The 22,926-nt window shown below is 57.4% G+C and carries 21 protein-coding genes and 1 pseudogene; 12 read left to right on the top strand and 10 right to left on the bottom strand.

Translation table 11 applies throughout. The features are described 5' to 3' along the window. Positions 1-48: 48 nt before the first annotated feature. The 9 genes from AO068_RS18955 (at position 49) to AO068_RS18995 (ending at position 9,698) form a co-directional block, all read left to right on the top strand. Complete coding sequence (locus AO068_RS18955; RefSeq protein ID WP_058400645.1) at positions 49-1,308, top strand: ATP-binding protein; 1,260 nt, start codon at positions 49-51, stop codon at positions 1,306-1,308. Next, a complete protein-coding gene (locus AO068_RS18960; protein ID WP_002555185.1) occupies positions 1,305-1,868 on the top strand; it encodes a response regulator transcription factor in 564 nt (187 codons plus the stop codon). The genes AO068_RS18955 and AO068_RS18960 overlap by 4 nt, the downstream gene beginning before the upstream one ends. A gap of 89 nt (positions 1,869-1,957) precedes the next feature. Further along, positions 1,958-3,691, top strand: coding sequence for an ABC transporter ATP-binding protein/permease (locus AO068_RS18965; RefSeq protein ID WP_058409157.1), 1,734 nt, complete (start codon positions 1,958-1,960; stop codon positions 3,689-3,691). A gap of 98 nt (positions 3,692-3,789) precedes the next feature. Beyond that, complete coding sequence (locus tag AO068_RS18970; protein WP_002555183.1) at positions 3,790-4,539, top strand: FadR/GntR family transcriptional regulator; 750 nt, start codon at positions 3,790-3,792, stop codon at positions 4,537-4,539. Positions 4,540-4,824: 285 nt separating this feature from the next. After that, the gene (gene kdgD, locus AO068_RS18975; protein ID WP_044309446.1) at positions 4,825-5,736 is read left to right on the top strand and encodes a 5-dehydro-4-deoxyglucarate dehydratase; all 912 of its coding nucleotides are present in this window, start codon (positions 4,825-4,827) and stop codon (positions 5,734-5,736) included. Between the two features lie 163 nt (positions 5,737-5,899). Beyond that, the gene (locus AO068_RS18980; RefSeq protein WP_058400647.1) at positions 5,900-7,285 is read left to right on the top strand and encodes an MFS transporter; all 1,386 of its coding nucleotides are present in this window, start codon (positions 5,900-5,902) and stop codon (positions 7,283-7,285) included. Between the two features lie 10 nt (positions 7,286-7,295). Further along, positions 7,296-8,849, top strand: coding sequence for a galactarate dehydratase (garD, locus tag AO068_RS18985; RefSeq protein ID WP_055006684.1), 1,554 nt, complete (start codon positions 7,296-7,298; stop codon positions 8,847-8,849). A gap of 225 nt (positions 8,850-9,074) precedes the next feature. After that, positions 9,075-9,314 (top strand): PLDc N-terminal domain-containing protein, encoded by a 240-nt coding sequence (locus AO068_RS18990; protein ID WP_055007483.1) that lies wholly within the window; start codon positions 9,075-9,077, stop codon positions 9,312-9,314. A 189-nt stretch (positions 9,315-9,503) separates the two neighbouring features. After that, positions 9,504-9,698 (top strand): hypothetical protein, encoded by a 195-nt coding sequence (locus tag AO068_RS18995; protein ID WP_058400649.1) that lies wholly within the window; start codon positions 9,504-9,506, stop codon positions 9,696-9,698. 252 nt (positions 9,699-9,950) lie between these two features. On the opposite strand, the gene AO068_RS29300 is transcribed toward AO068_RS18995, so the two are convergent. From AO068_RS29300 to AO068_RS19010, 3 genes are all read right to left on the bottom strand, one after another. Continuing rightward, entirely contained in the window at positions 9,951-10,151 is a 201-nt protein-coding gene (locus AO068_RS29300) for a hypothetical protein (protein WP_080394877.1), read from the bottom strand. A gap of 218 nt (positions 10,152-10,369) precedes the next feature. Beyond that, entirely contained in the window at positions 10,370-11,155 is a 786-nt protein-coding gene (locus tag AO068_RS19005) for a sulfite exporter TauE/SafE family protein (protein ID WP_058400651.1), read from the bottom strand. Between the two features lie 91 nt (positions 11,156-11,246). Next, complete coding sequence (locus AO068_RS19010; protein ID WP_058400652.1) at positions 11,247-13,070, bottom strand: sensor domain-containing phosphodiesterase; 1,824 nt, start codon at positions 13,068-13,070, stop codon at positions 11,247-11,249. Between the two features lie 298 nt (positions 13,071-13,368). Here AO068_RS19010 and AO068_RS19015 point away from each other — a divergent pair, with 298 nt between their 5' ends. Then, complete coding sequence (locus AO068_RS19015) at positions 13,369-13,824, top strand: GNAT family N-acetyltransferase (protein ID WP_058409159.1); 456 nt, start codon at positions 13,369-13,371, stop codon at positions 13,822-13,824. A gap of 13 nt (positions 13,825-13,837) precedes the next feature. Here AO068_RS19015 and AO068_RS19020 read toward each other — a convergent pair whose 3' ends face one another. Then, positions 13,838-14,338, bottom strand: coding sequence for a GAF domain-containing protein (locus AO068_RS19020; protein ID WP_058409160.1), 501 nt, complete (start codon positions 14,336-14,338; stop codon positions 13,838-13,840). Positions 14,339-14,683: 345 nt separating this feature from the next. Here AO068_RS19020 and AO068_RS19030 point away from each other — a divergent pair, with 345 nt between their 5' ends. Together AO068_RS19030 and AO068_RS19035 are read left to right on the top strand one after the other, a co-directional pair. After that, positions 14,684-15,952: an OmpP1/FadL family transporter gene (locus tag AO068_RS19030; RefSeq protein WP_058409162.1), complete on the top strand. Its 1,269-nt coding sequence runs from the start codon at positions 14,684-14,686 to the stop codon at positions 15,950-15,952. Between the two features lie 227 nt (positions 15,953-16,179). Beyond that, positions 16,180-16,677 (top strand): hypothetical protein, encoded by a 498-nt coding sequence (locus AO068_RS19035; RefSeq protein ID WP_058409163.1) that lies wholly within the window; start codon positions 16,180-16,182, stop codon positions 16,675-16,677. A gap of 47 nt (positions 16,678-16,724) precedes the next feature. On the opposite strand, the gene AO068_RS19040 is transcribed toward AO068_RS19035, so the two are convergent. The 6 genes and pseudogenes from AO068_RS19040 to AO068_RS19060 form a co-directional block, all read right to left on the bottom strand. Beyond that, entirely contained in the window at positions 16,725-18,314 is a 1,590-nt protein-coding gene (locus AO068_RS19040; RefSeq protein WP_058409164.1) for a hybrid sensor histidine kinase/response regulator, read from the bottom strand. A 46-nt stretch (positions 18,315-18,360) separates the two neighbouring features. Continuing rightward, positions 18,361-18,990 carry a response regulator gene (locus AO068_RS19045; RefSeq protein ID WP_058400657.1) on the bottom strand — a complete coding sequence of 210 codons (630 nt, stop codon included), beginning with the start codon at positions 18,988-18,990 and terminating at the stop codon, positions 18,361-18,363. Between the two features lie 215 nt (positions 18,991-19,205). Next, positions 19,206-20,087 carry a methyl-accepting chemotaxis protein gene (locus tag AO068_RS29760; protein WP_404944504.1) on the bottom strand — a complete coding sequence of 294 codons (882 nt, stop codon included), beginning with the start codon at positions 20,085-20,087 and terminating at the stop codon, positions 19,206-19,208. Next, a pseudogene (locus AO068_RS29765) lies at positions 20,064-20,831 on the bottom strand (MCP four helix bundle domain-containing protein); the annotation flags it as partial. The pseudogene AO068_RS29765 and the gene AO068_RS29760, both read right to left, overlap by 24 nt. Positions 20,832-21,099: 268 nt before the next feature. After that, on the bottom strand, positions 21,100-22,023 hold the full coding sequence (locus tag AO068_RS19055; RefSeq protein ID WP_058400659.1) for a proline iminopeptidase-family hydrolase: 924 nt from the start codon (positions 22,021-22,023) through the stop codon (positions 21,100-21,102). Positions 22,024-22,117: 94 nt separating this feature from the next. After that, entirely contained in the window at positions 22,118-22,882 is a 765-nt protein-coding gene (locus AO068_RS19060; RefSeq protein ID WP_058400660.1) for a LuxR family transcriptional regulator, read from the bottom strand. Positions 22,883-22,926: the final 44 nt, after the last annotated feature.

Genomic DNA, 22,926 nt, shown 5'->3' on the forward strand with positions numbered 1-22,926 from the left:
TTGGTTATACTCGCTGCGATCCGCCTGGAGCACTCATCAGGAGAGCTCATGCTCGCCCCCGTTCAAATGCTTTCAGCCACACGTCAAAACCTGTGGCGCCTGACATTCATCCGTATTCTGGTGCTGGCCGCGCAAGCCGGCTCGGTGGGTATGGCCTGGCTGTTCGACTTTCTACCACTGCCGTGGCTGCAACTGTCGATCACCCTGGGCTGCTCGCTGGTGCTGTGCGGGCTGACCGTCATCCGTCTGCGCACCTCGCTGCCGCTCACCGAGCTTGAGTACGCCTTGCAACTGGCGCTGGACCTGCTGATCCACAGTGCGTTGCTGTACTACTCGGGCGGCTCGGCCAACCCGTTCGTTTCTTATTATCTGGTGCCGCTGACCATTGCCGCCGCCACACTGCCGTGGCGTTACTCGCTGATCCTGTCCGGCTTTGCGCTGAGCATGTACACCTTGCTGATGGTGCGTTCCTACCCGCTGGAAACCGATTCCATTGCCCGGGAAAACATGCAGGTCTACGGCATGTGGCTGAGTTTTGCGCTGGCGGCTTCCGTCATCACCTTTTTCGCGGCAAAGATGGCCGAAGAGCTGCGGCGCCAGGAGCAGTTGCGTGCCGAGCGCCGGGAGGAGGGCTTGCGCGATCAACAGTTGCTTGCCGTCGCGACCCAGGCAGCAGGCGCGGCCCATGAACTGGGGACTCCACTGGCGACCATGAGCGTGCTGCTCAAGGAAATGCGCCAGGACCACAGTGACCCTGCATTGCAGGAGGACCTGTCGGTGTTGCAGGAGCAGGTCAAGCAGTGCAAACAGACCCTTCAGCAACTGGTGCGTGCCGCCGAAGCCAACCGGCGCATGGCCGTTGAACAGCAGCCTGCCACCCGCTGGCTGGACGAATCCCTTAACCGTTGGCATTTGATGCGCCCGGAAGTGAGCTACCGCTTTTACCAGCTGGGCAAGGGTGAGGTGCCGATGCTGGCCCCGCCCCCGGACCTGACCCAGGCGCTGCTCAACCTGCTCAACAACGCGGCCGACGCCTGCCCTGATGGCCTTGAAGTCAACCTGAACTGGGACAGCGCAGAAGTCTGTATCAGTATTCGTGACCATGGCGCAGGTGTGCCGCTGGCGATTGCCGAACAGATCGGCAAGCCGTTCTTTACTACCAAGGGCAAAGGTTTCGGCCTGGGTCTGTTTCTGAGCAAGGCCAGCGTCACCCGTGCGGGTGGCTCGGTAAAGCTCTACAGTCATGAAGAAGGCGGTACGCTCACCGAGCTGCGCCTGCCCCGAGATACGCGAGGAGAAGAAGCATGAGTGACGAAGACATCCAGGTCGAAGGCGAAGAGCTGCCGCACCTGTTGCTGGTCGATGACGACGCGACGTTCACCCGTGTAATGGCGAGGGCCATGAGCCGTCGTGGTTTTCGGGTGAGCACCGCAGGTTCAGCCGAGGAAGGCCTGGCGCTGGCGCAGCAGGACATTCCTGAATATGCCGCGCTGGACCTGAAAATGGATGGCGATTCAGGGTTGGTGCTGTTGCCCAAACTGCTGGAAATGGACCCGGACATGCGTGTGGTGATCCTCACCGGGTATTCGAGCATCGCCACGGCAGTTGAAGCCATCAAGCGCGGCGCGTGCAATTACCTGTGCAAACCGGCTGATGCCGATGATGTGCTGGCGGCTCTGCTGTCCGAACACGCCAACCTCGACACGCTGGTCCCCGAGAATCCGATGTCGGTGGATCGCTTGCAGTGGGAGCACATCCAGCGCGTGCTGACCGAGCACGAGGGCAATATTTCCGCTACAGCCCGGGCGCTGGGCATGCACCGCCGGACCTTGCAGCGCAAGCTGCAGAAGCGTCCGGTGCGGCGTTAATGAAGGTTTTTTCATAGTGGCCGTGTAGGCGTTTTTTTGCTTCATTGTGCTCAGGCATCGTACTTTCAAAGAGAGCGAGCCTGACCCACATGAATCGCAATGCTGAATATTCTGCCGTCAACGACACTGTGAAAGGGGCGTTTCTACGCCGCGTCTGGAAGCTGATAACGCCTTATTGGCGCAGTGAGGAAAAGGTCACCGCCTGGCTGTTGCTGGTTTCGGTGATTGCGCTGTCGCTGTTCAGCGTACAAGTGTCGGTCTTCTTCAACAGCTGGTATCGGGATTTTTACAACGCGCTGCAGAATAAGGACCTGGCTGCCTTCACCCACCTGATTCTGTACTTCAGCGGGATCGCCGCGATCGCCATTCTGGCGGCGGTCTATCGTCTGTACCTGACCCAGTTGCTGACCATCCGCTGGCGTCGCTGGCTGACTGAACAGCACTTCGCCCGTTGGCTCGCAGACAAAAACTACTATCACCTGGAGCAGGGCGGGTACACCGACAACCCCGACCAGCGTCTGTCCGAAGACCTCAACGAGTTCACCACCAGCACCCTCAGCCTCGGGCTTGGCCTGATGAGCGCGGTCGTCAGTCTTGTTTCGTTCTCGGTCATTCTCTGGGGCGTGTCGGGCAGCATCGAACTGTTCGGGGTCACCATACCCGGCTATATGTTCTGGGCGGCCTTGCTTTATGCGCTTGTCGGCAGCCTGTTGACGCACTGGATCGGCAAGCGCCTGATCCCGTTGAACAACCAACAGGAGCGCTTTGAGGCGGACCTGCGTTTTGCCTTGGTGCGCGTACGGGAAAACGCCGAAAGCATTGCCTTGTCCGAGGGCGAGCGTAATGAAAACCAGCGCCTTAGCGGGCGCTTCATGATGATCTGGAATAACTTCCGGGCATCCATGAAAGTCCAGAAGCGGCTGACCTTCTTCACATCCGGTTATTCGCAGATTGCCCTGATTTTTCCTTTCATCGTGGCTGCGCCGCGGTATTTTTCGGGCAAGATCGAGTTGGGTGATCTGATGCAGATCAATTCGGCATTTGGCAACGTGCAGGAGAACTTCAGTTGGTTCATCAGCGCCTACAGCACGCTGGCCTCATGGCGCGCCACGTGTGACCGTCTGCTGAGCTTCCGTCAGGCCATGACTGATCATGAAGCGCAGCAACCGGCCATTGAAAGGGTTAACGCTAACGACACGCTGGACCTGCGTGACCTGGAATTGAGCCTCGCAGGGGGGCGTCAACTGTTGAGTGATGCCAATCTGCATATCGGTCCGGGAGAGCGAGTGATGCTCAGTGGTCGCTCGGGCAGTGGCAAAAGCTCGTTGCTGAAGGCTCTCGGTGGTCTATGGCCGCACGGCTCGGGTCAGATTCGTGTGCCCGCAGGGACGGCGCTGTTCCTGCCGCAACGGCCTTATCTGCCCATCGGCACCTTGCGTGAGGCAATGAGTTATCCACAACCTGCGCAGCGCTACCCGGCAGAACGCTTTGCCGATGTGCTGAGCCAGTGCCGTCTGGAGCACCTGATACCGCGACTGGATGAAAGCAATCACTGGCAGCGCTTTTTGTCGCCCGGCGAGCAGCAGCGAGTGGCGTTTGCTCGCGCCTTGCTGGTCGCGCCGAACTGGCTGTATATGGATGAGGCCACCTCGGCCATGGACGAGGATGACGAGGCTGCCATGCACCGCGCAATCATTGATGGCCTGCCCGGTCTGACGCTGGTCAGTATCGGACACCGCAGCAGCCTCAAACGCTTTCATGGTCGGCATGTGCGTATCGAGAACGCAAAACTGCTCGAGCAACCGACACCTACAGCGGTTTGAGGTTGACGCTGTTGGGCGGGTGGCGCTTTTGAGGGTGTGATCATACAACCGCTGAGCTATGATTAGCCCATGTTTAGCAGTCCAGAGATCGATGTTGGATGGAAAATCAAAGCGCTCCGCCCCGCGCCCGTAGAAAACACCGCAGCCTCGCGCAGGAGTTGGTGACTGAGCTGTCCGAGCGAATTCGCAGCGGTCAGCTCAAGCGTGGCGACAAACTGCCCACCGAATCCGCAATCATGGAAGAGCAGGGCGTCAGCCGGACCGTGGTGCGCGAGGCGATTTCGCGCCTGCAAGCGTCCGGTCTGGTCGAGACGCGTCACGGGATCGGCACCTTCGTTCTCGATACGCCAAGCCCTAGTGGGTTCCGGATCGATCCGGCCACCATTGTCACTCTGCGTGATGTGCTGGCGATTCTCGAATTGCGTATCAGCCTGGAAGTAGAGTCGGCCGGGCTGGCAGCCCAGCGCCGCAGTGACGAGCAACTGGCGGCGATGCGTTCGGCGCTGGACGCGCTCAATGAAAGTGCCGCACACGCCACGGATGCGGTGGCGTCTGACTTCCAGTTCCATTTGCAGATTGCGCTATCGACCGGCAATCGCTATTTCACGGACATCATGACCCATCTGGGCACCAGCATCATCCCGCGCACACGGTTGAACTCTGCGCGTCTGGCTCATGATGATCAGCAGCATTACATGGACCGCCTGAGCCGCGAGCACGAGGAAATCTTCGACGCCATCGCCCGTCAGGACTCCGATGCGGCCCGCGCCGCCATGCGCCTGCACCTGACCAACAGCCGCGAACGCCTGCGCCACGCGCATGAAGAAGCCGAGTCTCAGCGGGCCTGACGATTAAAGAGGACGCAGAGCGTCCAGAACGGCATGCGACGCGGAGCGTCGCACGATAGTTGAGATCATCGTTCCGCGCGCTCCAGCGTGGGAATGCCTGTCGTGACGCTCTGCGTCACAAATCTACGCGGCATCGCGTGAGCCAAAAACGGCCCCGGTCCTCTCCCTCTGAAAAAACCCGAAAATCCCTGTTGAGTGATTTTATTATCAGTTGTACGATGACTTACGACATCGGCACTGACCCGGTGATCTTCTAACAATTATGTCCTCCAGGGTGTTCGAATAATGAATCCACAAGAACTGAAGTCCATCCTCTCATCCGGTCTGCTGTCTTTCCCGGTTACCGATTTCAACGCTCAGGGCGACTTCCATCGCGCGGGCTACATCAAACGTCTCGAGTGGCTGGCACCGTACGGCGCCAGCGCTCTGTTCGCTGCAGGTGGTACAGGTGAGTTTTTCTCCCTGGCCGCCAGCGAATACTCCGAAATCATCAAGACTGCCGTCGACACCTGCGCCACCAGCGTGCCAATTCTGGCCGGTGTAGGCGGTCCGACCCGTCAGGCCATCGAGTACGCTCAGGAAGCCGAGCGTCTGGGTGCCAAAGGTCTGTTGCTGCTGCCGCATTACCTGACCGAAGCCAGCCAGGACGGCGTTGCCGCCCACGTTGAAGCGGTGTGCAAGTCGGTCAAGATCGGTGTGGTTGTCTACAACCGTAACGTCTGCCGCCTGACGCCAACCCTGCTGGAACAACTGGCCGAGCGTTGCCCGAACCTGATCGGTTACAAGGATGGCCTGGGTGATATCGAGCTGATGGTTTCGATCCGCCGCCGTCTCGGCGACCGCTTCTCGTACCTGGGCGGCCTGCCGACCGCTGAAGTCTATGCCGCTGCCTACAAGGCGCTGGGCGTGCCGGTCTACTCGTCTGCTGTGTTCAACTTCGTACCGAAACTGGCGATGGACTTCTACCACGCCATCGCCCGCGACGATCATCAGGCGGTCGGTAAATACATCGACGATTTCTTCCTGCCTTACCTGGAAATCCGCAACCGCAAGGCTGGCTATGCCGTGAGTATCGTCAAGGCCGGCGCAAAAATCGCCGGCTACGACGCAGGCCCGGTGCGTGCGCCATTGACCGACCTGACCCCGGACGAGTGCGACATGCTCGCCGCGCTGATGGACAAGCAAGGCAAGCAGTAACACCCCCAGGACGTAACCGCTGAGCGATCAGCGGTTTTGTCGTTGGAATGCATGACCCTTACAGGTGGTAGCTGTCGTCGCCGCGACACTGCCAAGGGGCCTGTAATGCAACACCCAAAAACAGCTTTACCCGCGTAAAAAAATAATCAGTGGGAGCTCTACAATGCAAAAGTCCAAGCCGACGCACGTCCGCTATTTGATTCTGTTGATGCTGTTTCTGGTCACCACGATCAACTACGCCGACCGTGCCACCATCGCTATCGCTGGTTCCAGCATCCAGAAAGACCTTGGCATCACTCCGGTCACTCTGGGCTATATCTTCTCCGCATTTGGCTGGGCCTACGTGGCCGGTCAGATCCCCGGTGGCTGGCTGCTCGACCGTTTCGGGTCGAAGAAAGTCTACGCCATGAGCATTTTCACCTGGTCGCTGTTCACCCTGCTGCAAGGCTATGTGGGTGAGTTCGGCATTTCCACCGCCATTGTCGCGCTGTTCATGCTGCGCTTTCTGGTCGGGCTGGCTGAAGCGCCTTCCTTCCCGGGCAACGCCCGCATTGTCGCCGCCTGGTTCCCGACCGCCGAGCGCGGCACGGCCTCGGCGATCTTCAACTCGGCGCAATACTTCGCCACCGTTCTGTTCGCTCCGCTGATGGGCTGGATTGTTTACACCTACGGCTGGCAGCACGTGTTCGTGGTCATGGGCGCAGTCGGTATCCTGTTCTCGATGATCTGGATGAAGGTCATCTACGGTCCGCGCAATCACCCGATGATCAACGAGGCCGAGTTAGAACACATCTCCAGCAATGGTGCGCTGGTCGACCTGGATCAGGACAAGGGCAAAGGCAAGGAAAAAGCAGCCAGCAGCGGACCGAAGTGGGATTACATCCGCCAGTTGCTGACCAACCGCATGATGCTGGGTATCTACCTCAGCCAATACTGCATCAACGGCATTACCTACTTCTTCCTGACCTGGTTCCCGGTGTACCTGGTTCAGGAACGCGGCATGACCATCCTCAAGGCGGGCATCATCGCCTCGTTGCCAGCTATCTGTGGCTTCATTGGCGGCGTGCTGGGCGGAATCATCTCCGACTACCTGCTGCGCAAGGGCCACTCGCTGACCTTTGCCCGCAAGGCACCGATCATCGGTGGCCTGCTGCTGTCCACCTCGATCGTGACCTGCAACTACGTTGATATCGAATGGGTGGTGGTGGGCTTCATGGCCCTGGCATTCTTCGGCAAAGGCGTCGGTGCACTGGGCTGGGCTGTCATGTCCGATGTTTCACCCAAGCAGATTGCCGGTCTGAGCGGCGGTCTGTTCAACACCTTCGGTAACATTGCATCGATCACCACTCCGATCGTGATTGGTTACATCATCAGCAGCACCGGCTCGTTCAAATGGGCACTGGTGTTCGTGGGCGCCAACGCGCTGCTGGCGGTAATCAGTTACATTTTCATTGTGGGTGAAATCAAGCGTGTGGAATTGAAAGAGCCGCCTGCCAAGGGGCCATTGCTGAACGACTCGGTCAGCGACCTTTCCGAAGCGAAATCCTGAGGAAACCGTGATGAACCTGATTCAACATGCCGATTCGCCGCGCTATATCCGGCTGCATCCGCTGGATAACGTCGTGGTCGTGGTCAACGACCAGGGCGTGCCGGCCGGAACCGAATTCGACAACGGCCTGGTGACTGTCGATAACGTCCCGCAGAGCCACAAGGTCAGCACCGTTGACCTGGCCGTGGGCGAGGCCGTGATTCGTTATGGCCACACCATTGGCTATGCACTGCAACCGATACCGCGTGGCAGCTGGGTCAGGGAAGACCAGCTGCGCATGCCCTCGGCACCTGCGCTCGACAGCCTGCCGATGTCCGACGCGGTGCCCGAGAAACAGGCACCGCTCGAGGGTTACACCTTCGAAGGCTATCGCAACGCCGACGGCACCGTGGGTACCCGCAACATTCTTGGTATCACCACCACCGTGCAGTGTGTGACCGGCGTACTTGATCATGCGGTCAAGCGCATCCGCGACGAGCTGTTGCCCAAGTACCCGAACGTCGATGACGTGGTGGCCCTGACCCACAGCTACGGCTGCGGCGTGGCCATTACCGCCACCGATGCTTACATCCCGATTCGTACTGTGCGCAATCTGGCACGCAACCCGAACCTGGGTGGCGAGGCGCTGGTGATCAGCCTGGGCTGCGAGAAGTTGCAGGCCGGGCAGGTGATGCACGAGGGCGACAGTTCTGTGGACCTGAGCGAGCCCTGGCTGTATCGGCTTCAGGACTCCAGTCACGGCTTCAACGAAATGATTGAACAGATCATGGAGCTGGCCGAGACGCGCCTGCAGAAGCTGAACCTGCGTCGTCGTGAAACAGTACCTGCTTCGGAGTTGATCCTCGGTATGCAGTGCGGCGGCAGTGATGCGTTTTCCGGCATCACCGCCAACCCGGCGCTGGGCTACGCCTCGGACCTGTTGCTGCGTGCCGGTGCGACGGTGATGTTTTCCGAAGTAACCGAAGTGCGCGACGCCATCTATCTGCTGACATCCCGCGCGCAGGATCAGGAGGTCGCGCAGGCACTGGTACGGGAAATGGACTGGTACGACCGTTACCTGGCCAAAGGCGAGGCAGATCGCAGCGCCAACACTACGCCGGGCAACAAGAAGGGCGGGTTGTCGAACATTGTCGAGAAGTCCCTCGGGTCTATCGTCAAGTCAGGCAGCAGCGCCATCAACGGCGTGCTCGGCCCTGGTGAGCGGGTCAATGGCAAGGGGCTGATCTTCTGTGCTACGCCGGCCAGTGACTTCGTCTGCGGTACCTTGCAACTGGCTGCGGGCATGAACCTGCATGTGTTCACTACCGGACGCGGTACGCCGTATGGTCTGGCGATGGCACCGGTGGTGAAGGTCTCGACCCGCACCGAACTGGCTCAGCGCTGGCCTGACCTGATCGACATAGACGCCGGACGCATTGCGACTGGACGCGCAAGCATTGAGGATCTGGGCTGGGAGCTTTTCCACTTCTATCTGGATGTGGCCAGCGGCAAGAAAAAGACCTGGACCGAGCACTACCGGCTGCACAACGACATCACGCTGTTCAACCCGGCACCGATTACCTGACAGGAGCGTCACGAGCGGCATTCCCGCGCTGGAGCGTATGGAACGATAATTTCGCAGCTATCGTGCCGACGCTTTGCGTCGGTATGCCATTCTGGACACTCTGCGTCCGATCCAGGACATGACGCACAATCCGAAAGATTCTCTGAACTTTAGGCCGCTTTCCGGCCTCTTCTACAGTAGGGCAGCCGGTCTGGCTGCCTTCGTTGATGGTGCAGGAGATTTCAAATGGGTTGGATATCGGAAAATCATTTGTGGCTGTTTGCAGCGCTGACTGCTCTGATCGTGATTTCAGACATTTGGGCAGTCATGCGTATCCGCAAGAGCAAGACGCAATCCAGCAACAAGCTGATGTGGATCATCGTTGTTGTTGCCGTGCCGATTGTTGGCGTATTGGCCCTGCTGGTCGCTGGCCCGCGCCATGTGGACACGCCTGCCAGGCCTGAGCAGCAAAGCACCAAGTACTGACCCCGCCTTCTGGAAATACCCCACCCACGGGTGTGGGTATTTCTCTTGCAGACCGCTCATTCCCGTTTCGCAAACATTCTTTTCACAAAGATGGGCTTGTGGCTGGCAAAAATAAAAATCTCTGCAATTCTTCTGTCATGGTGGGGTGTTTACATGCTCGCCATCCAGACCCGAACAAGGAGAGAGCACATGTCGATCATTACCAAGTGGGCGTTGCAGGCGGTTGCATTGTTCGTGCTGGGCTGGGTGGCAACGACGACAGCGAATTGGAGCAACAATATGGCCAATGGTACGGGCAATGATCGCCTGGCGGAGTTGAGCGCTGGTGTCTTGAGCAGCCCGGTCCTGACTGCTTCTTCGTCGCAAAAGGTGCAAAGCGAGTAACCCGGCCTGATTGATAGTGGCGCGTTGGTACTTTTCTGCAGGCAAAAAAATGGCCCACAACGGGGTGGGCCAAATGGGATTCATCAAAGGAGTAGGGTCAATTTACGCAGCCGGACGTGAAGAGGATGTGAAACGGATGTCATGGAAACGAGAAGTGGTGTAACAGAATGAAAGGCATTGTGACGGGATGAAACAACGTTGCCAGTCGCCTGACAACGCGGTCTCGAATTATTCAGGAGCGGGTTCTGGAGCCTAGCGGGCCATTGCGCTTGAGTGTCTTTCAGGTGCTACGCGTCGTGCCAGATGAGGCAACGAATGAGGTGCATCGATCCTGGATTTCATGCGATCGGCGAATTCTCTGGCTTCCTGCCAACTCCGGCACTTGACCGGGTATTCGTCCAGTTTTACAACCCAAGCAGCCCCATGTACACCTTCTTCAATTCGGATGAGCATTGTTGGCATCTCCTGTCAGTGAGGGTAAGTCTGTGCCGGGTCATCGGCGCGAAAGCAGACGGACGAAATCCTGCGCCGAAAATCGGTATCGAGCTACAAAAAATTACAATTCCCGATGAATGCGCGCCGTTCGCAACTGAACAGGTACGGGCGGCTTTTCAGGTTTTGCCAAGCGGGCAGCCTGACGCAAAAATGTGACAGGCTGATGGGCGTCAGGATCAGAACGCCAGCTTGAAGCCGATCATGCCCAGCATGATGGCCAGGAAAGGCCGCAGCAGGTCGTCGGAAACGCGGCCCGCCATGTGGCTGCCCAGGTAAATGCCGGGCAATGAGCCCATCAGCAGCCAGCCCAGCAATTCCCAGTTCATGTTACCCATGCTCGCGTGGCCCAGACCTGCAACCAGCGTGAGAGGGACGGCGTGGGCGATTTCCGTGCCTACCAGACGCCGGGTCGGTAGCAGCGGATAGAGGATGAACAACGCCACGGTACCCAGCGCACCTGCACCAATGGAGGTCAGTGCGACCATGGTGCCGAGGATCAAACCGGTGATGACCGTTAATACGGTCAGGCTCGTACCGCTGAAAAACGAATGCCCGTCCCCGCGACCATGAGCGAAGGCCAGCAGCTTTTTCTTGAACAGAACGGCCAGGGCAGTGAGCAGCAGCACAAAGCCCAGCGCCTGCTTGATGATCGCGTTCAGGGCCTCAGGTGCGGTGTGCAGCGTGCTCAGGAACCACAGCGTCAGGAGCACGGCAGGGACGCTGCCCAGGGTCAGCAGACCGGTGACTTTCCAGTCGATGTTGTCATTCTTGCGATGTACCAGAACCCCGCCGGATTTGGTAATCGCCGCATACAGAAGGTCGGTGCCGACCGCCGTGGCCGGGTTGATGCCGAACCACAACAGAATGGGCGTCATCAGCGAGCCACCGCCGACCCCGGTCATGCCAACGATAAAACCGACTACCAACCCTGCAACTACAAACCCCAGACCACCCGCTTCCATAACCAACCCATTCAAGCAAACGCATCAGGCAAAAAGTGGCGGGCAGCATAACGGCTTGTGTTGCAAACGGTTATGAAGAAGTGTTCTAAGGTTATAACCGTTTGTCGCGGATGACGGCGGCTTCGGCGGCTTCAGTGACCGTTTGCAGGCGGCGGTCAGGGCCTAGCCAGTTCAGTACGGCGTCGGCTTCCATAGGCTTGGAAATCAGATAGCCCTGACCCTCGTCACAACCCCATTGCTTGACCAGACGGCGAATGTCGTCTGTTTCGATGCCTTCGGCCACCACGCAATAACCCAGCTTCTTGGCAAGACCGATCAGTGCCTTGACCAGACGCTGATCGGTCTTGTCGGACGCCAGATTGCGAATCAGCGACTGATCGAGCTTGACGGTGGTTGCGGGCAATTGCCGCAGGTAGTTCCAGTTGCTGTAGCCCGTACCAAAGTCATCGATCGCCACATCCATGCCCATCTGCCGCATGCGTTCCAGCTGGTGGCGCACTTCGGCCGGGTTGTGCATCAACGCGCCCTCGGTGAACTCCAGCTCAAAGCGCGTGGGGTCGATCTTGTGCTGACCCAGCAGGCGGATCATCCGGTCAGTGAAAGCCGGACCGGTGAGGTCTTCCGGGGTGACGTTGATCGCAATACGGAAATCGAAGCCCTGTTGCTGCCAGCGGGCGGCCTGCTCGATTGCGCTTGTCAGCACCCACAGACTCAGCGGACGCATGAGTGCGGTTTTCTCGGCCAGCGGTACGAATTCGGCAGGCCCGATGGGACCGAGCGTCGGGTGGTTCCAGCGCAGCAAGGCTTCTACCGAGGTGCACAGGCCGGAGGCGAGGTCGATGCGCGGCTGGTAGACCAGGCGCAGTTGATCATGCGAGTGCACCGCGCTGGTCAACGAACTGAGCAGTTTGAAAGCACGTTGCTGAGCGGCATCGAAGTGCGGCTCATACATCGCCCAGCCCAGATTCCGGTCGCGAGCATCATCGGCAGCGCTGATGACCATGCGCATCCAGTCCTGCTCTTCGGTCGGGTCGCGGTTCAGGGTGACAACCCCCAGACCTACCTGCATCTGCACCGGAATGCCCCGGCATTCCACGGGGGTCTCGAAGTCTTCGAGAATGGTCCGAAACAGATGATCAGGCACTCGGTCTCCGGCCAGCAGAAAGCCGAAGCGGGTAGGGCTGACCTTGTACAGCGAACAGGTTGGCGGCAGCAGATGCTCCAGGCGGCTCTTGATTTCGGTCACCAGGTCCTGAGAGAAGCTGTAGCCCAGAGCCTTGACAATGTCGTTCAGGAACGCAGAGGTGATCATGTCCACCACGACCAACTGATAATCAACGCTCGATGCCAGTGCCTGATGGATGTCTTCCTGCAGGCGTGAGCGGTTATACAAGCCGGTCGGCTGGTCAATGAAGCAACTGAGACGCAAGCTGACTATGCGTTTCATGACCAATGAGGCGAAACGCTTGAGCATCTGCGTCTGATGCTCGCTCATCGGTTCACGCGGCTTGGTGTCGATCACGCACAGGCTGCCCAGAGCGATGCCGTCATCGGTAATCAGCGGGGCACCCGCGTAGTAGCGAATATCGGGGTGGCCGGTCACCAGGCTATTGTTCACGAACCGGTCGTCGAGGGTCGCATCCGGAATTTCGAACAACGTGTCGGAAAGGATCGTGTAGGCACAGAACGAGACGTTGCGTGGCGTTTCCCGGGCACTCAGCCCCACTCGGGCGCGAAACCACTGACGGTGTTCATCGACAATCGAGATCAACGCAATCGGCGTCTGGAAGAAATCGGCGGTCATTGCCACGATTTCATCGAACACATCGTCGGAGGTGTCTTCAAGCACGCACAGCTCCCTGATGCGCAACAGACGTTGCGTTTCATTCAGCGGAATGGGGGCACTGGCGTTCATAAAATTCTCGATGGGTGTTCGGTGATGACTATATGACATCACGAGACTGACTTTAACAGATGAAAAAATTTCAATTACAGGCGAGGTACAGGTTGATCGGCCACAAACGGTTATTTTTGAGCGCTATCGGTCTTGCAGCCCCATAAAATAAAGGGCCTGCTCTTTTGTATTCTGAGTGTTACAAACATTGCCATTCGTCGTTTGGTTGCAAATGAGCAAAACGCTCATGGCTCGGTATGAACGAAGCACGGCTTTCACTGTGCGCTTCATTTGCGGTTTATCTGCCCAGGTACGAAAAATGAACATCAAGGTTCGACCCGCACGTACAGCAGACGCTGGCGCCATCAGTCGAGTGGTGCTGACTGCCTTGCGTACCAGCAATGCCAGGGATTACCCGGCCAGTGTGATCGAGCGCGTGCAACTGAGTTTCAGCCCGGCTGCCATTGAGCGGCTCATGCAGCAACGTCGGATGTTTGTGGCGGTGGCGGGGGAGGTGGTTGTCGGAACTGCCAGCCTGGAGGGTCAGGTGGTGCGCTCGGTGTTTGTCGACCCTGACTGGCATCGTCGGGGCATCGGGCGTTTGTTGATGGCAGAGCTGGAGCATATCGCCCGTGGGGCAGGCCTGGAGCTGCTGATTGTGCCGTCATCCTTGACCGCGCAGGAGTTTTATACAGCGCTGGGTTTCAGGTTGGTGCGAGAGCATCAGGAAGGGGAGGAGCGCACATTGATCATGGAACGGCAATTGCGCACCTGAGGCATTCCATGCCTTAAGCAGTGACTTCCTGCATTTCCTGCAGTTGGTAGTGCGCGTACAGCGTGCTGGCGATCAACGTGCAGAAGACTTTCAGGGTATCGAGCGTATCGACGTCGTCGAGTGGCGTCGGCACGTTGTCCAGACCGCACAGCGTGCCGAAAAAGTCTCCGTTGGGGAAAATGATCGGCAACGAGAAATAGCTCTGAAAACCATAGAGTTTCGGGATGGGGTGCTCTGCGTAGACCGCATCCGTGGCAACTTCGTTGATCACGATAGGACGCTTGTGCTGGCGTAACTCATTGCACAGCGTGGTTTCCAGTTTGAGCTCGTGACCGGCCTCCAGTCCGAACTTGATCTCGTCGTACACAGCACATGCCGTCCAGCTGGTTTCGGTTACTTTGGCAATTGCCGCGAATCTCAGGCCGGTCAGCCGGGTCACCAGCCTTAAAAGGCTGGAAGTGGCCTCGATCTCACTGATGACTGCCAGCTCTGCTGAAGTCAATTTGTTGTTCAAAATGCGTCACCCTGGTCATAAAAGCACTGATGCAGCCTTGGCAGTACGCCTGGCGCTGCCGATCTTGTGCAGGAAGTGATCGTGCCATACCTGATCGTGGCTTACATGAAATATTGTGTTCCTCGCCTCCAACTATTTAACGAGTTTAATGCCCTTGTCAACGTTAAGGACTTACCCAAGAGGTGTGTACTAGTACATGTGTACTATAGGGATCCCATTTTTGCGTTGATAAAATCGCAGGTTTGCCAGCGCATGGAATGCCTGAAAACACTTTGAAGGTGTATGCAGACAGTTTCCTATTTCAGCCGGATTGACCGGAACCCCTTACTGCGAGCATTGAACACCATGCACAAGACGACCCTGGGCTTCACGGTTGCCATGATTTCCACGCACTTGTATGCAGGTGGCTTTGCGCTTAACGAGCAAGGCATAAGCGGCATGGGCACAGCGTTTGCGGGTCGGGCGTCTGCCGCCGAAGATGCCGGCACGGTATACGGCAACCCGGCAGGCATGGCGCGTCTGGCCGGCCAGCAGGTCACCGGTGGCGCTACCTTTATCGATGCATCGACGGATATCAGCCGGGCGAGTGGACGTTCGAGCGGCAGCAACGATGGCGACATGGTGCCATTCAAGGCCATCCCGTTCGGTTTCTATACCCGCAGGCTGAATGAACACTGGGCCATTGGCCTTGGCGCGTACGTGCCGTTCGGCCTGGCGACGGATTACGAACGCGGTTTTCAGGGGCGCGCCTTTGCCAGCAAGAGCGATGCAAAAGTTCTGACCCTGCAACCGACATTGAGTTATGCCTTCAATGACAGGGTATCGGTGGGCTTCGGGCCGACCATCAATCAGTTTGCCGGCTCGCTGGAGTCGGACCTGACGCTTAACCCGGCCATCGCCGACAGTAATGTGAAAGTGAAGGGCAAGGATGTCGCGCTGGGCTTCAATATCGGCGTTCTGGCCAGCCTGACTGATACCACGCAGGCTGGTCTGACCTACCACTCCAAAGTGCGCTATGACCTTGATTGCCATACCGAGGTTGCCACAGGTGCCGGTACGCCAGCCCAGTTGCTGAACAGCAATCGCTATGACTGCTCGCTACAGGTCGATACTCCTGAATCCTACGAGTTGTCAGTCACTCAGAAGCTCACCGATGCCTGGACACTTTATGCGGGAACGACCTGGACGCGCTGGAGCCGCATGAAGGACCTGAGTTTCAGTACCGAGAACATCAGCCCCGCGCGCGGTGGGATACTGGCTGCGTCCTTGTCTGGCGCTATCGCAGGCGGGCTGGACTGGCACGATACCTGGGCCTATGCGCTCGGCACATCGTATCGACTGAATTCACACTGGTCGTTGCGTACCGGCATCCGTCTGGATCAGTCACCGACCAGCAATACCAATCGCTCGCCACGCACACCGACCGGCGACCGTACGATCTTCAGTGTGGGCGCGGGTTATGACGTCAGCAAAGAACTGACCCTTGATGTTGCCTACGCCTATCTTAAAGAAGAAAGTGTTGATGTCAGCCGTGCCAATGCGCTGGCCAGTTACAGCGCGCGCTATCAGAACCGCGCCAGCTTTTTGGGTGTGGGGGCGACTTACCGTTTCTGAGAAAGTTGTAAGCCTGCAGAGGCAGTACATCCGTACTGTTACTAGTACATCCGTACTATGGCTGGCCCTGGGTCGGCCACTTAAGCTAATGCGCTGAATAACACCCTGACTTGTCGATGGCAGACGACGTTTTTATAACGTCGCCGGCCGCGCGTGCGCGACCGTAAAGGTCTTGCAGTGGTGTAAACGGATCACTCACAACAGACTTGTTTTCAGAGGGAACGCGCATGGGTATTTCTCGCCATTTGGCAAACATAAGAGGGTTGGCGGCGATTACGCTAGTCATAGCAACCATGACGGCCTGTTCGACCGGTGGCAGCAACCCGCTCGATACCCTGACCGGTGATTACAAATATGCGCCTGACTATATAAGGGCCAACATCATTGCCCGAAAGTCGACCAAGGAACAGATTCGCCAGGCGTTTGGTGCGCCTTATTCGGCGCAGGACAATGTGTCCGATAACAGCTCCGAGTGGTACTACGACCGTAACGAATCAGGTCTTAACTCATTGACCAAGATGGCGGTCAAGTACTCTAACCGATATGGTTCCGGAGACGCGGCATCCACCTTGCTTCAGGGGCAATCGCGCATGGGCGATGCACAGGAAATAATGGGCGACGCAAGCACACTGAGCGGCACGCAAGCTACCGGAAGAAAAGCGTCGATTACGCGCATCTTCATCAAGTTCAAAGGCAACGTGGTTGAACGCTTCACAACGGATTGACCACAGCCTGCTGCCCAACGTCTGAAAGCAGCACATTCCAATGGCTGTCAGTACACCGCCGAACCGGCCTTGAAACTCAACAACAGCGAGCGCAGTTCGACCGGCCTCACCGGTTTTGAAAGAACGGGGATATCCGGATCGTTCAGTGTCTGCCGAACGTGCTGAAGCTCATGGCCGGTAATCACGATGGCGGGTATGCGCCTTCCCTGCAGCCCGCTCAGGTAGGCAATGCAGTCGGCGCCCGACGCCGTACGATCCAGATCGAAGTCAGTGACTACCAGATCACAGTCGACACTGATCTCGGGGATGCTGCTGAAGGTCTGGACCTCGCAGCCCCATCTGCGTAGCAACATGGCGGTGGCTTCAAGCACGTTGCGATTGTCCTCGATCAGCATGACGCGCAGACCGGAAAGCAGGCGAGTATTCCAGTTGATTTCGATGTTGTTCACCGGCTGGCTGGCGGCCACCGCTTTCAGGCCGCTGACGGTTACCGCAGTGCCACGCTCGGGCACTGAACTGATATTGACCCGCAGGTTCATGAGCCTGGCGATACGGCTGACGATACTCAGCCCCAGGCCAACACCTTCAATGTCGCGGTCACGCTTCTCGCGGACGCGATAGAACTCGTTGCACAAGTGCGGCAAGTGCTCGGAGGGTATGCCGCGGCCCCGATCATAAACACCAATGCTGACGGTGCCTTTTTGCCGGCGACAGCCAATCAGAATCGGTTTGCCCGGTGCGTATTTGAATGCATTGGAAACAAGGTTCTGCAATAGCGTGCGCAGCAAGGCGGGGTCGGTCCAGACGTGATGGTTGCCGCTGTGTACGCGAATATCCACGCCAGCCCAGGTAGCAGCCTCGCTGTTCTGCGCGGCCAGCCCGTTGAGCAGTGCATCCAGGTCGACTGATTCGGGACGCGGTGCGACTTCGCCCTGGTTGAGGGTGTAGATGTCCAGCAACGAACGAAACAGTTGTTCTACCGCACTCAACGCCCGGTCGATGTTATTCACCAGACGTTGTTCGTTATCGCCCAAAGGCGCATCGCGCAGGCAGGCGGTAAACAGGCTGATGGAGTGGATCGGCTGGCGCAGGTCATGGCTGGCCTGTGCCAGAAACCTTGACTTGGCCTGATTGGCCGCCTGGGTTTCTTCAAGGGCCATGTGCAGTCGGCCAAGCAGAAAATAGACAAACAGCGGCAGGACCAGCATGGTCAGGATCATCATGACGGCCACAGCATGGTGCTCACGCAGAAACGGCGTGAGCACGATGATGATCATCAACGAAATCATGGAAAAGCCGGTTGCCAGCAGCAAGTAGTTGCGCCCGTAGCGCATGCCATAGCCGACCGTCATGCTCAGCATCACCGAATACACCGGCAACATGGCCTCGCCGCCAACCGAGATCGTCACGATTCCCGCCAGATTATCAGTCACCAGGGCAAACAGGCGTCGTCTGCCAGAGGCACCCGGGCGCTGGGCAATGCGTATGATCAGCCCTACTGTGACGACGCCGAAGCCCATGCAATAAGCCAGGATCACAAACAGCTTGTTCTCTGACATTTCCCCCATCCCGTACGCGATCAGTGCGTAAAGGATCGAGGTGGCAATGACCGCCATGCGCAGTAGCGCCTGAGTCATTTCCAGATCTATTCGTTTGGGCAGTAATGACATGGCGGCTACCGTCTCAGTGCTGTTTGCCGGCCAGGCTGGAAAACTGTGCAGCGGCAGCCGATCGGGTGGGCACACCAAGCGCCTTGAGCAGGCTGGAGACATGAATACGCACGGTAAAGGGTGAAATACCCAGATCCCTGGCGATTTCCTTATTGGTTTTTCCGGACGCCACAAGCCCCAGTACTTCTCTTTGACGTGCGGTCAGATGGCTGATTGCGCCAGTGTCCAGATCACTCAGTAACGAACCTTCGGGCTTGTACTTGACCACCACTTCGCCATCGCGAATGGCGATGATGGATTCGGCAATTTCCAGGGGGTCTATATTTTTGCCAATGAAGCCATCCGCACCCTGAGACATGACCTGTGAGATGGTGTCCAGATCATCGACCATCGAGACCACAATGATTGAAGTGCGTTTGAACTCGCTGCGCAGGCTGCCGATGGTCTGTATCGAAGTGAGCCCCGGAAAGCGCAGGTCGAGCACCAGGGTATCGACCTCATCACCCCGGCGTGCGAGGGTGAGTACTTCATCCAGATTGCCTGCTTCTTCGATAATCGCTTCAGGTATCAGCCGCTCGATAGTACGCAGCATGCCCTCACGAAACAGTGGGTGATCGTCGGCCACGATGATTCTGCACGGCATACCTCATACTTCCCGTATTCAAGTAGCGCGCATCATACCTGATAGAACGTATTTGTATCGTTAATGAAACAAATGAAGTGCAACTTTAATGGCGGTCGAGTGCTGGCATTTTGTTATTGTTTTTTTGCCAGAAATGGCACTAGTGCTATAAAAAGGTGCAGCAGACGAATCCGCTGCCTTGCCGCCATGCCGATAGTTATGGATCCCGTTTTGCCTCATGTCTTGAAGCGCAGTACAAGATCATTCAAGTTGACTGCCAACTGCGAAAGTTCGGTACTGGCAATCAGTGTTTGCCGGGTGCCTTCACTGCTCTGTACGGCCAGATCACGGATGCTGATCAGGCTTCTGTCGACATCACGCGCTACATGCGCCTGTTGCTCGGATGCTGCAGCGATCTGCAGGTTACGGTTATTGATCTCCAGTACCGAGTCGGTGATCTGGCGCAGCGATTGCCCGGCGTCTTCTGCTGTCTTGCGAGTGCTGTGGACTTCCTGAGTACTCTTCTGCATGGACTCGACCGTGGCCGAAGAACCGGCCTGAATTGCCGAGATCATCTGTTCGACTTCCTGAGTGGACGTTTGTGTGCGATGCGCCAGCGCGCGCACTTCATCAGCCACCACGGCAAAACCACGACCTTGTTCACCGGCACGCGCGGCTTCGATGGCTGCGTTCAATGCCAGCAGGTTGGTCTGCTCGGCAATTCCGCGAATCACGCCCAACACTTTGCTGATGTCCTGCGCCTGGCCGGCCAGGGCAGTGACTTGTGCAGAGGAGCCCTCGACCAGGCCGGTCAGGTTCTGCATGGCGGTCAGGGTTTCGGTTACGCGCTGGTTGCCCAGGTCGGCGGAGAGGCTGGATTGTTGGGCAGCCTGGGAGGTAGACGTAGCATTACGAGCGACCTCTTCTACGGCAGCACTCATTTCGTTTACAGCAGTGGCGGCCTGTTCGATTTCGCTGTTCTGTTGTTGCAGTGTACGGTCGGCGCTTTCGGTGATTGACGTCATCTCGACGGCAGCGGTGCTCAGTTGGGCGGATGCTCCGGAAATCTCATGAATGGTGGTACGCAGGTTCCCCGTCATGGTGTTGAGGGCCGTCATCAAGCGTGATGCTTCGTCGCTGCCGGTAACGCCCAGTTGCCGGGTCAGGTCGCCTGAGGCGATGTCTTCTGCCAGTTTGAGAGAAGCATTGAGCGGATCGACAATACTGCGTGTCAGGGTAATCGCCAGAACCACGGTCAGAAGGGACGCTGCAATAACAACGGTCAGCAATACATTGACGCTGTGGTTGTACACGTCGGTGGCATCTTTTCCGGAGCTCACGGCTTCTTCAGCGTTGTGCCCACGCAGCGTGGTGAGTTTTTCCTGATAGGCAGTGGCGCGCTGAACCTGCTCTGAGTTCGCAAAGGAAACAGCTTTTTCATGATCGGAGCTGTCCATGGCGATGATCTGTTTCACGCCGTCGATGTAGGCCCCCATCTTGCTGTTGGCGTCTTCGAATTGCGCACGGTCGGCTTCGCCCGAAATCAGGTTTTTCCGATAGAACTCGCTGTTCGACCGGAGCGCCTCTATCGCTTCCCGGGCTTTGGCTTCTGCTGTGCTGTGCACGGCGGGATCGGTACTGGCGAGCATCCTGATGCTTTCCAGACGAGCATGAAGCAGGGCGATCTGAATGTCGTCGACGACCTGAATGCTGGGCAACGAGTTTTCTTCGATGTTCTGCTCGGCCGTGCGCAGGTGGTCGATCTGCACGTAGGAGAATCCTCCGAGGCCGATCAGCAGCAAGGTAATAACGCCAAAAAACAGGGATGCCCTGCGTGAAATATTCAGCGATCTGATGTTCATGGTTGCCTCCAGCGGCAAAACAGGCGGAGGGACAATACGTTCCTTTCCGATAACTGTTTTTCTGCTGAAGCCGTGGGAGCTTTAATTAATAGCGATGAAAGTTATTTCATGATGAATGTAATGTTGTTTAGGGTTTGTTAAGTAATGGTCTCGAAAACTTCCCGTCACACAGTGAATCCTGTCAACGGTTTACACGATTCACTGTTGTTAAAGTATTAACTCTAGTGGTGTGGTTTTTCGAGGTCTGCATTCATTGGGAGCCTGCTGGCTAAGCCGCTGACTGAGTAGCGGTCACAGGCAATATGTCCAGAAAACCGGCTATGCAGCCCATGCAGGCCATTCTTTCTTCCACATGGGGCATGTGACTGGACTCTCTGAACTCCGACGCGCGAACGTCAGGGATGTTCTCCACGTAAGGTTTCACCACGAGTGGAGTGGCTTCGTCATAAAACCCCGAAATCACCAAGGTCGGGACCTTGATGTTTTCCAGCCTGTCGACAATGGTCCAGTTCTTCAAAGTGCCGATAACGTGAAATTCGGTAGGGCCATTCATGGCGTGATACACGGTCGGGTCCGCGTCGATCTGGTCGAAGGTGCGTTTCACCTCGTCCGGCCAGGGTGTGATGCGGCATACATGACGGTCATAAAATGCCCGCGATGCTTCCAGGTACTCCGGGTCAGTCAACGTTCCCGCTTGTTCGTGCTTGAGCAATGCAGCTTGCACAGCTGCGGGCAAAGCCTCGCGCAGTCGGTTGGCCTCGCTTACCCAGGTACGCATGTCTGCCGGGGAGTTGGCGACAATCAGCGCTTTCAGGCCTTTGGGCTGGAGCACCGCATGTTCCGAAGCCAGCATGCCGCCCCACGATTGGCCCAATAACGCGTAATTGTCTTCGATGCCCAAGTGGGCAAGCAGGTTGTTCAGCTCTCTCAAGAACAGATCGACTGTCCAGAATTCGCGACTCTCATGGGGCAGGCGAGTCGATTTTCCATTACCCAACTGGTCGTAATGGATCACGGCCTGAGTGTTACTGGCGAGGTCCTTGAACGAGTCCACGTAATCATGGGTACAACCGGGGCCGCCGTGCAGAATGACCAACGGTGTACGCGGGCCTTGCAAGTTGCCGGTGACGCGATACCACGTCTGATAGTCGCCGAACGGCGCAAAACCTTCCTTGATCGTCATGTCTGCCATGTCGCCGGTCCCTGCTGGATAGTTCGGGGCACCATAGCGCTGCGCGTGGCATCTTAAAACTATAGAAAATGATAGGTTTTGGCTGATAAACCGGTCAGTGGTCGAGTAAACGGTAGTGAACGGCACGCACGACCGCCTGCACACGGTTTTTGGCCCCCAGTTTCTGCATGGCCGAATTCAGATGCAGCGTTACCGTGGCGACCGAACGGTTGAGCTGATCGGCGATTTCTCTGGCCGTCAGCCCTTCGGCAGACCAGCTCAGGCATTCACGCTCGCGGCGGGTGAGCTTGATCGCATTGCAGGAGCGCATCTTCTGGTCAAACAGCGGATAGGCGACTTCCTGAAAGGCATGAGCCAGCAGACCGAACTCGGCCAGGCTCTGCCGGGCATCTTCCAGCGCCGCGTCGCTGCTGTCGGAACACAGGCCTGTCAGGGTGGCGAAACCGCCCTTGGGCATGTGGATAGGTACTGTCACGCCACACGTCATGTGTGAGTCATGCAGATAGCGCACCACCGGCTTGTGCATGTCGGTAATAAAGGTTTGCAGAACCGTTTCGGCCTTGGGCTGGTATGACCATACGAAAGGCGAAACGCTGGCCACGGCCAGGTGTTGCACCGGGTCGATCTGGTAGTACCCCTGGCTGCACCAGAGTGCGTGCCAGTCGGCGGGGGTGTTGCGCAATGAAAGCAACGAAGGTGTGATCAGTGCTCCATCATGGGACACGGGCACCGGGCTGTAATCGTAAATCACTGCATCGAATCCTAGATCCGAGGCCAGTAACAGTGCGCAATCCATTTGCTGATCCACTGTAGATGCCGATTGCAGACGCGAATTGAAATCCGACAACCTGATATGCATGGCTTGACCTCCTTTGTCATTGAGCCGGTGTGGGGGTCTTAATA

Source organism: Pseudomonas sp. ICMP 3272 (assembly GCF_001466905.1).
GTDB lineage: Bacteria > Pseudomonadota > Gammaproteobacteria > Pseudomonadales > Pseudomonadaceae > Aquipseudomonas > Aquipseudomonas amygdali.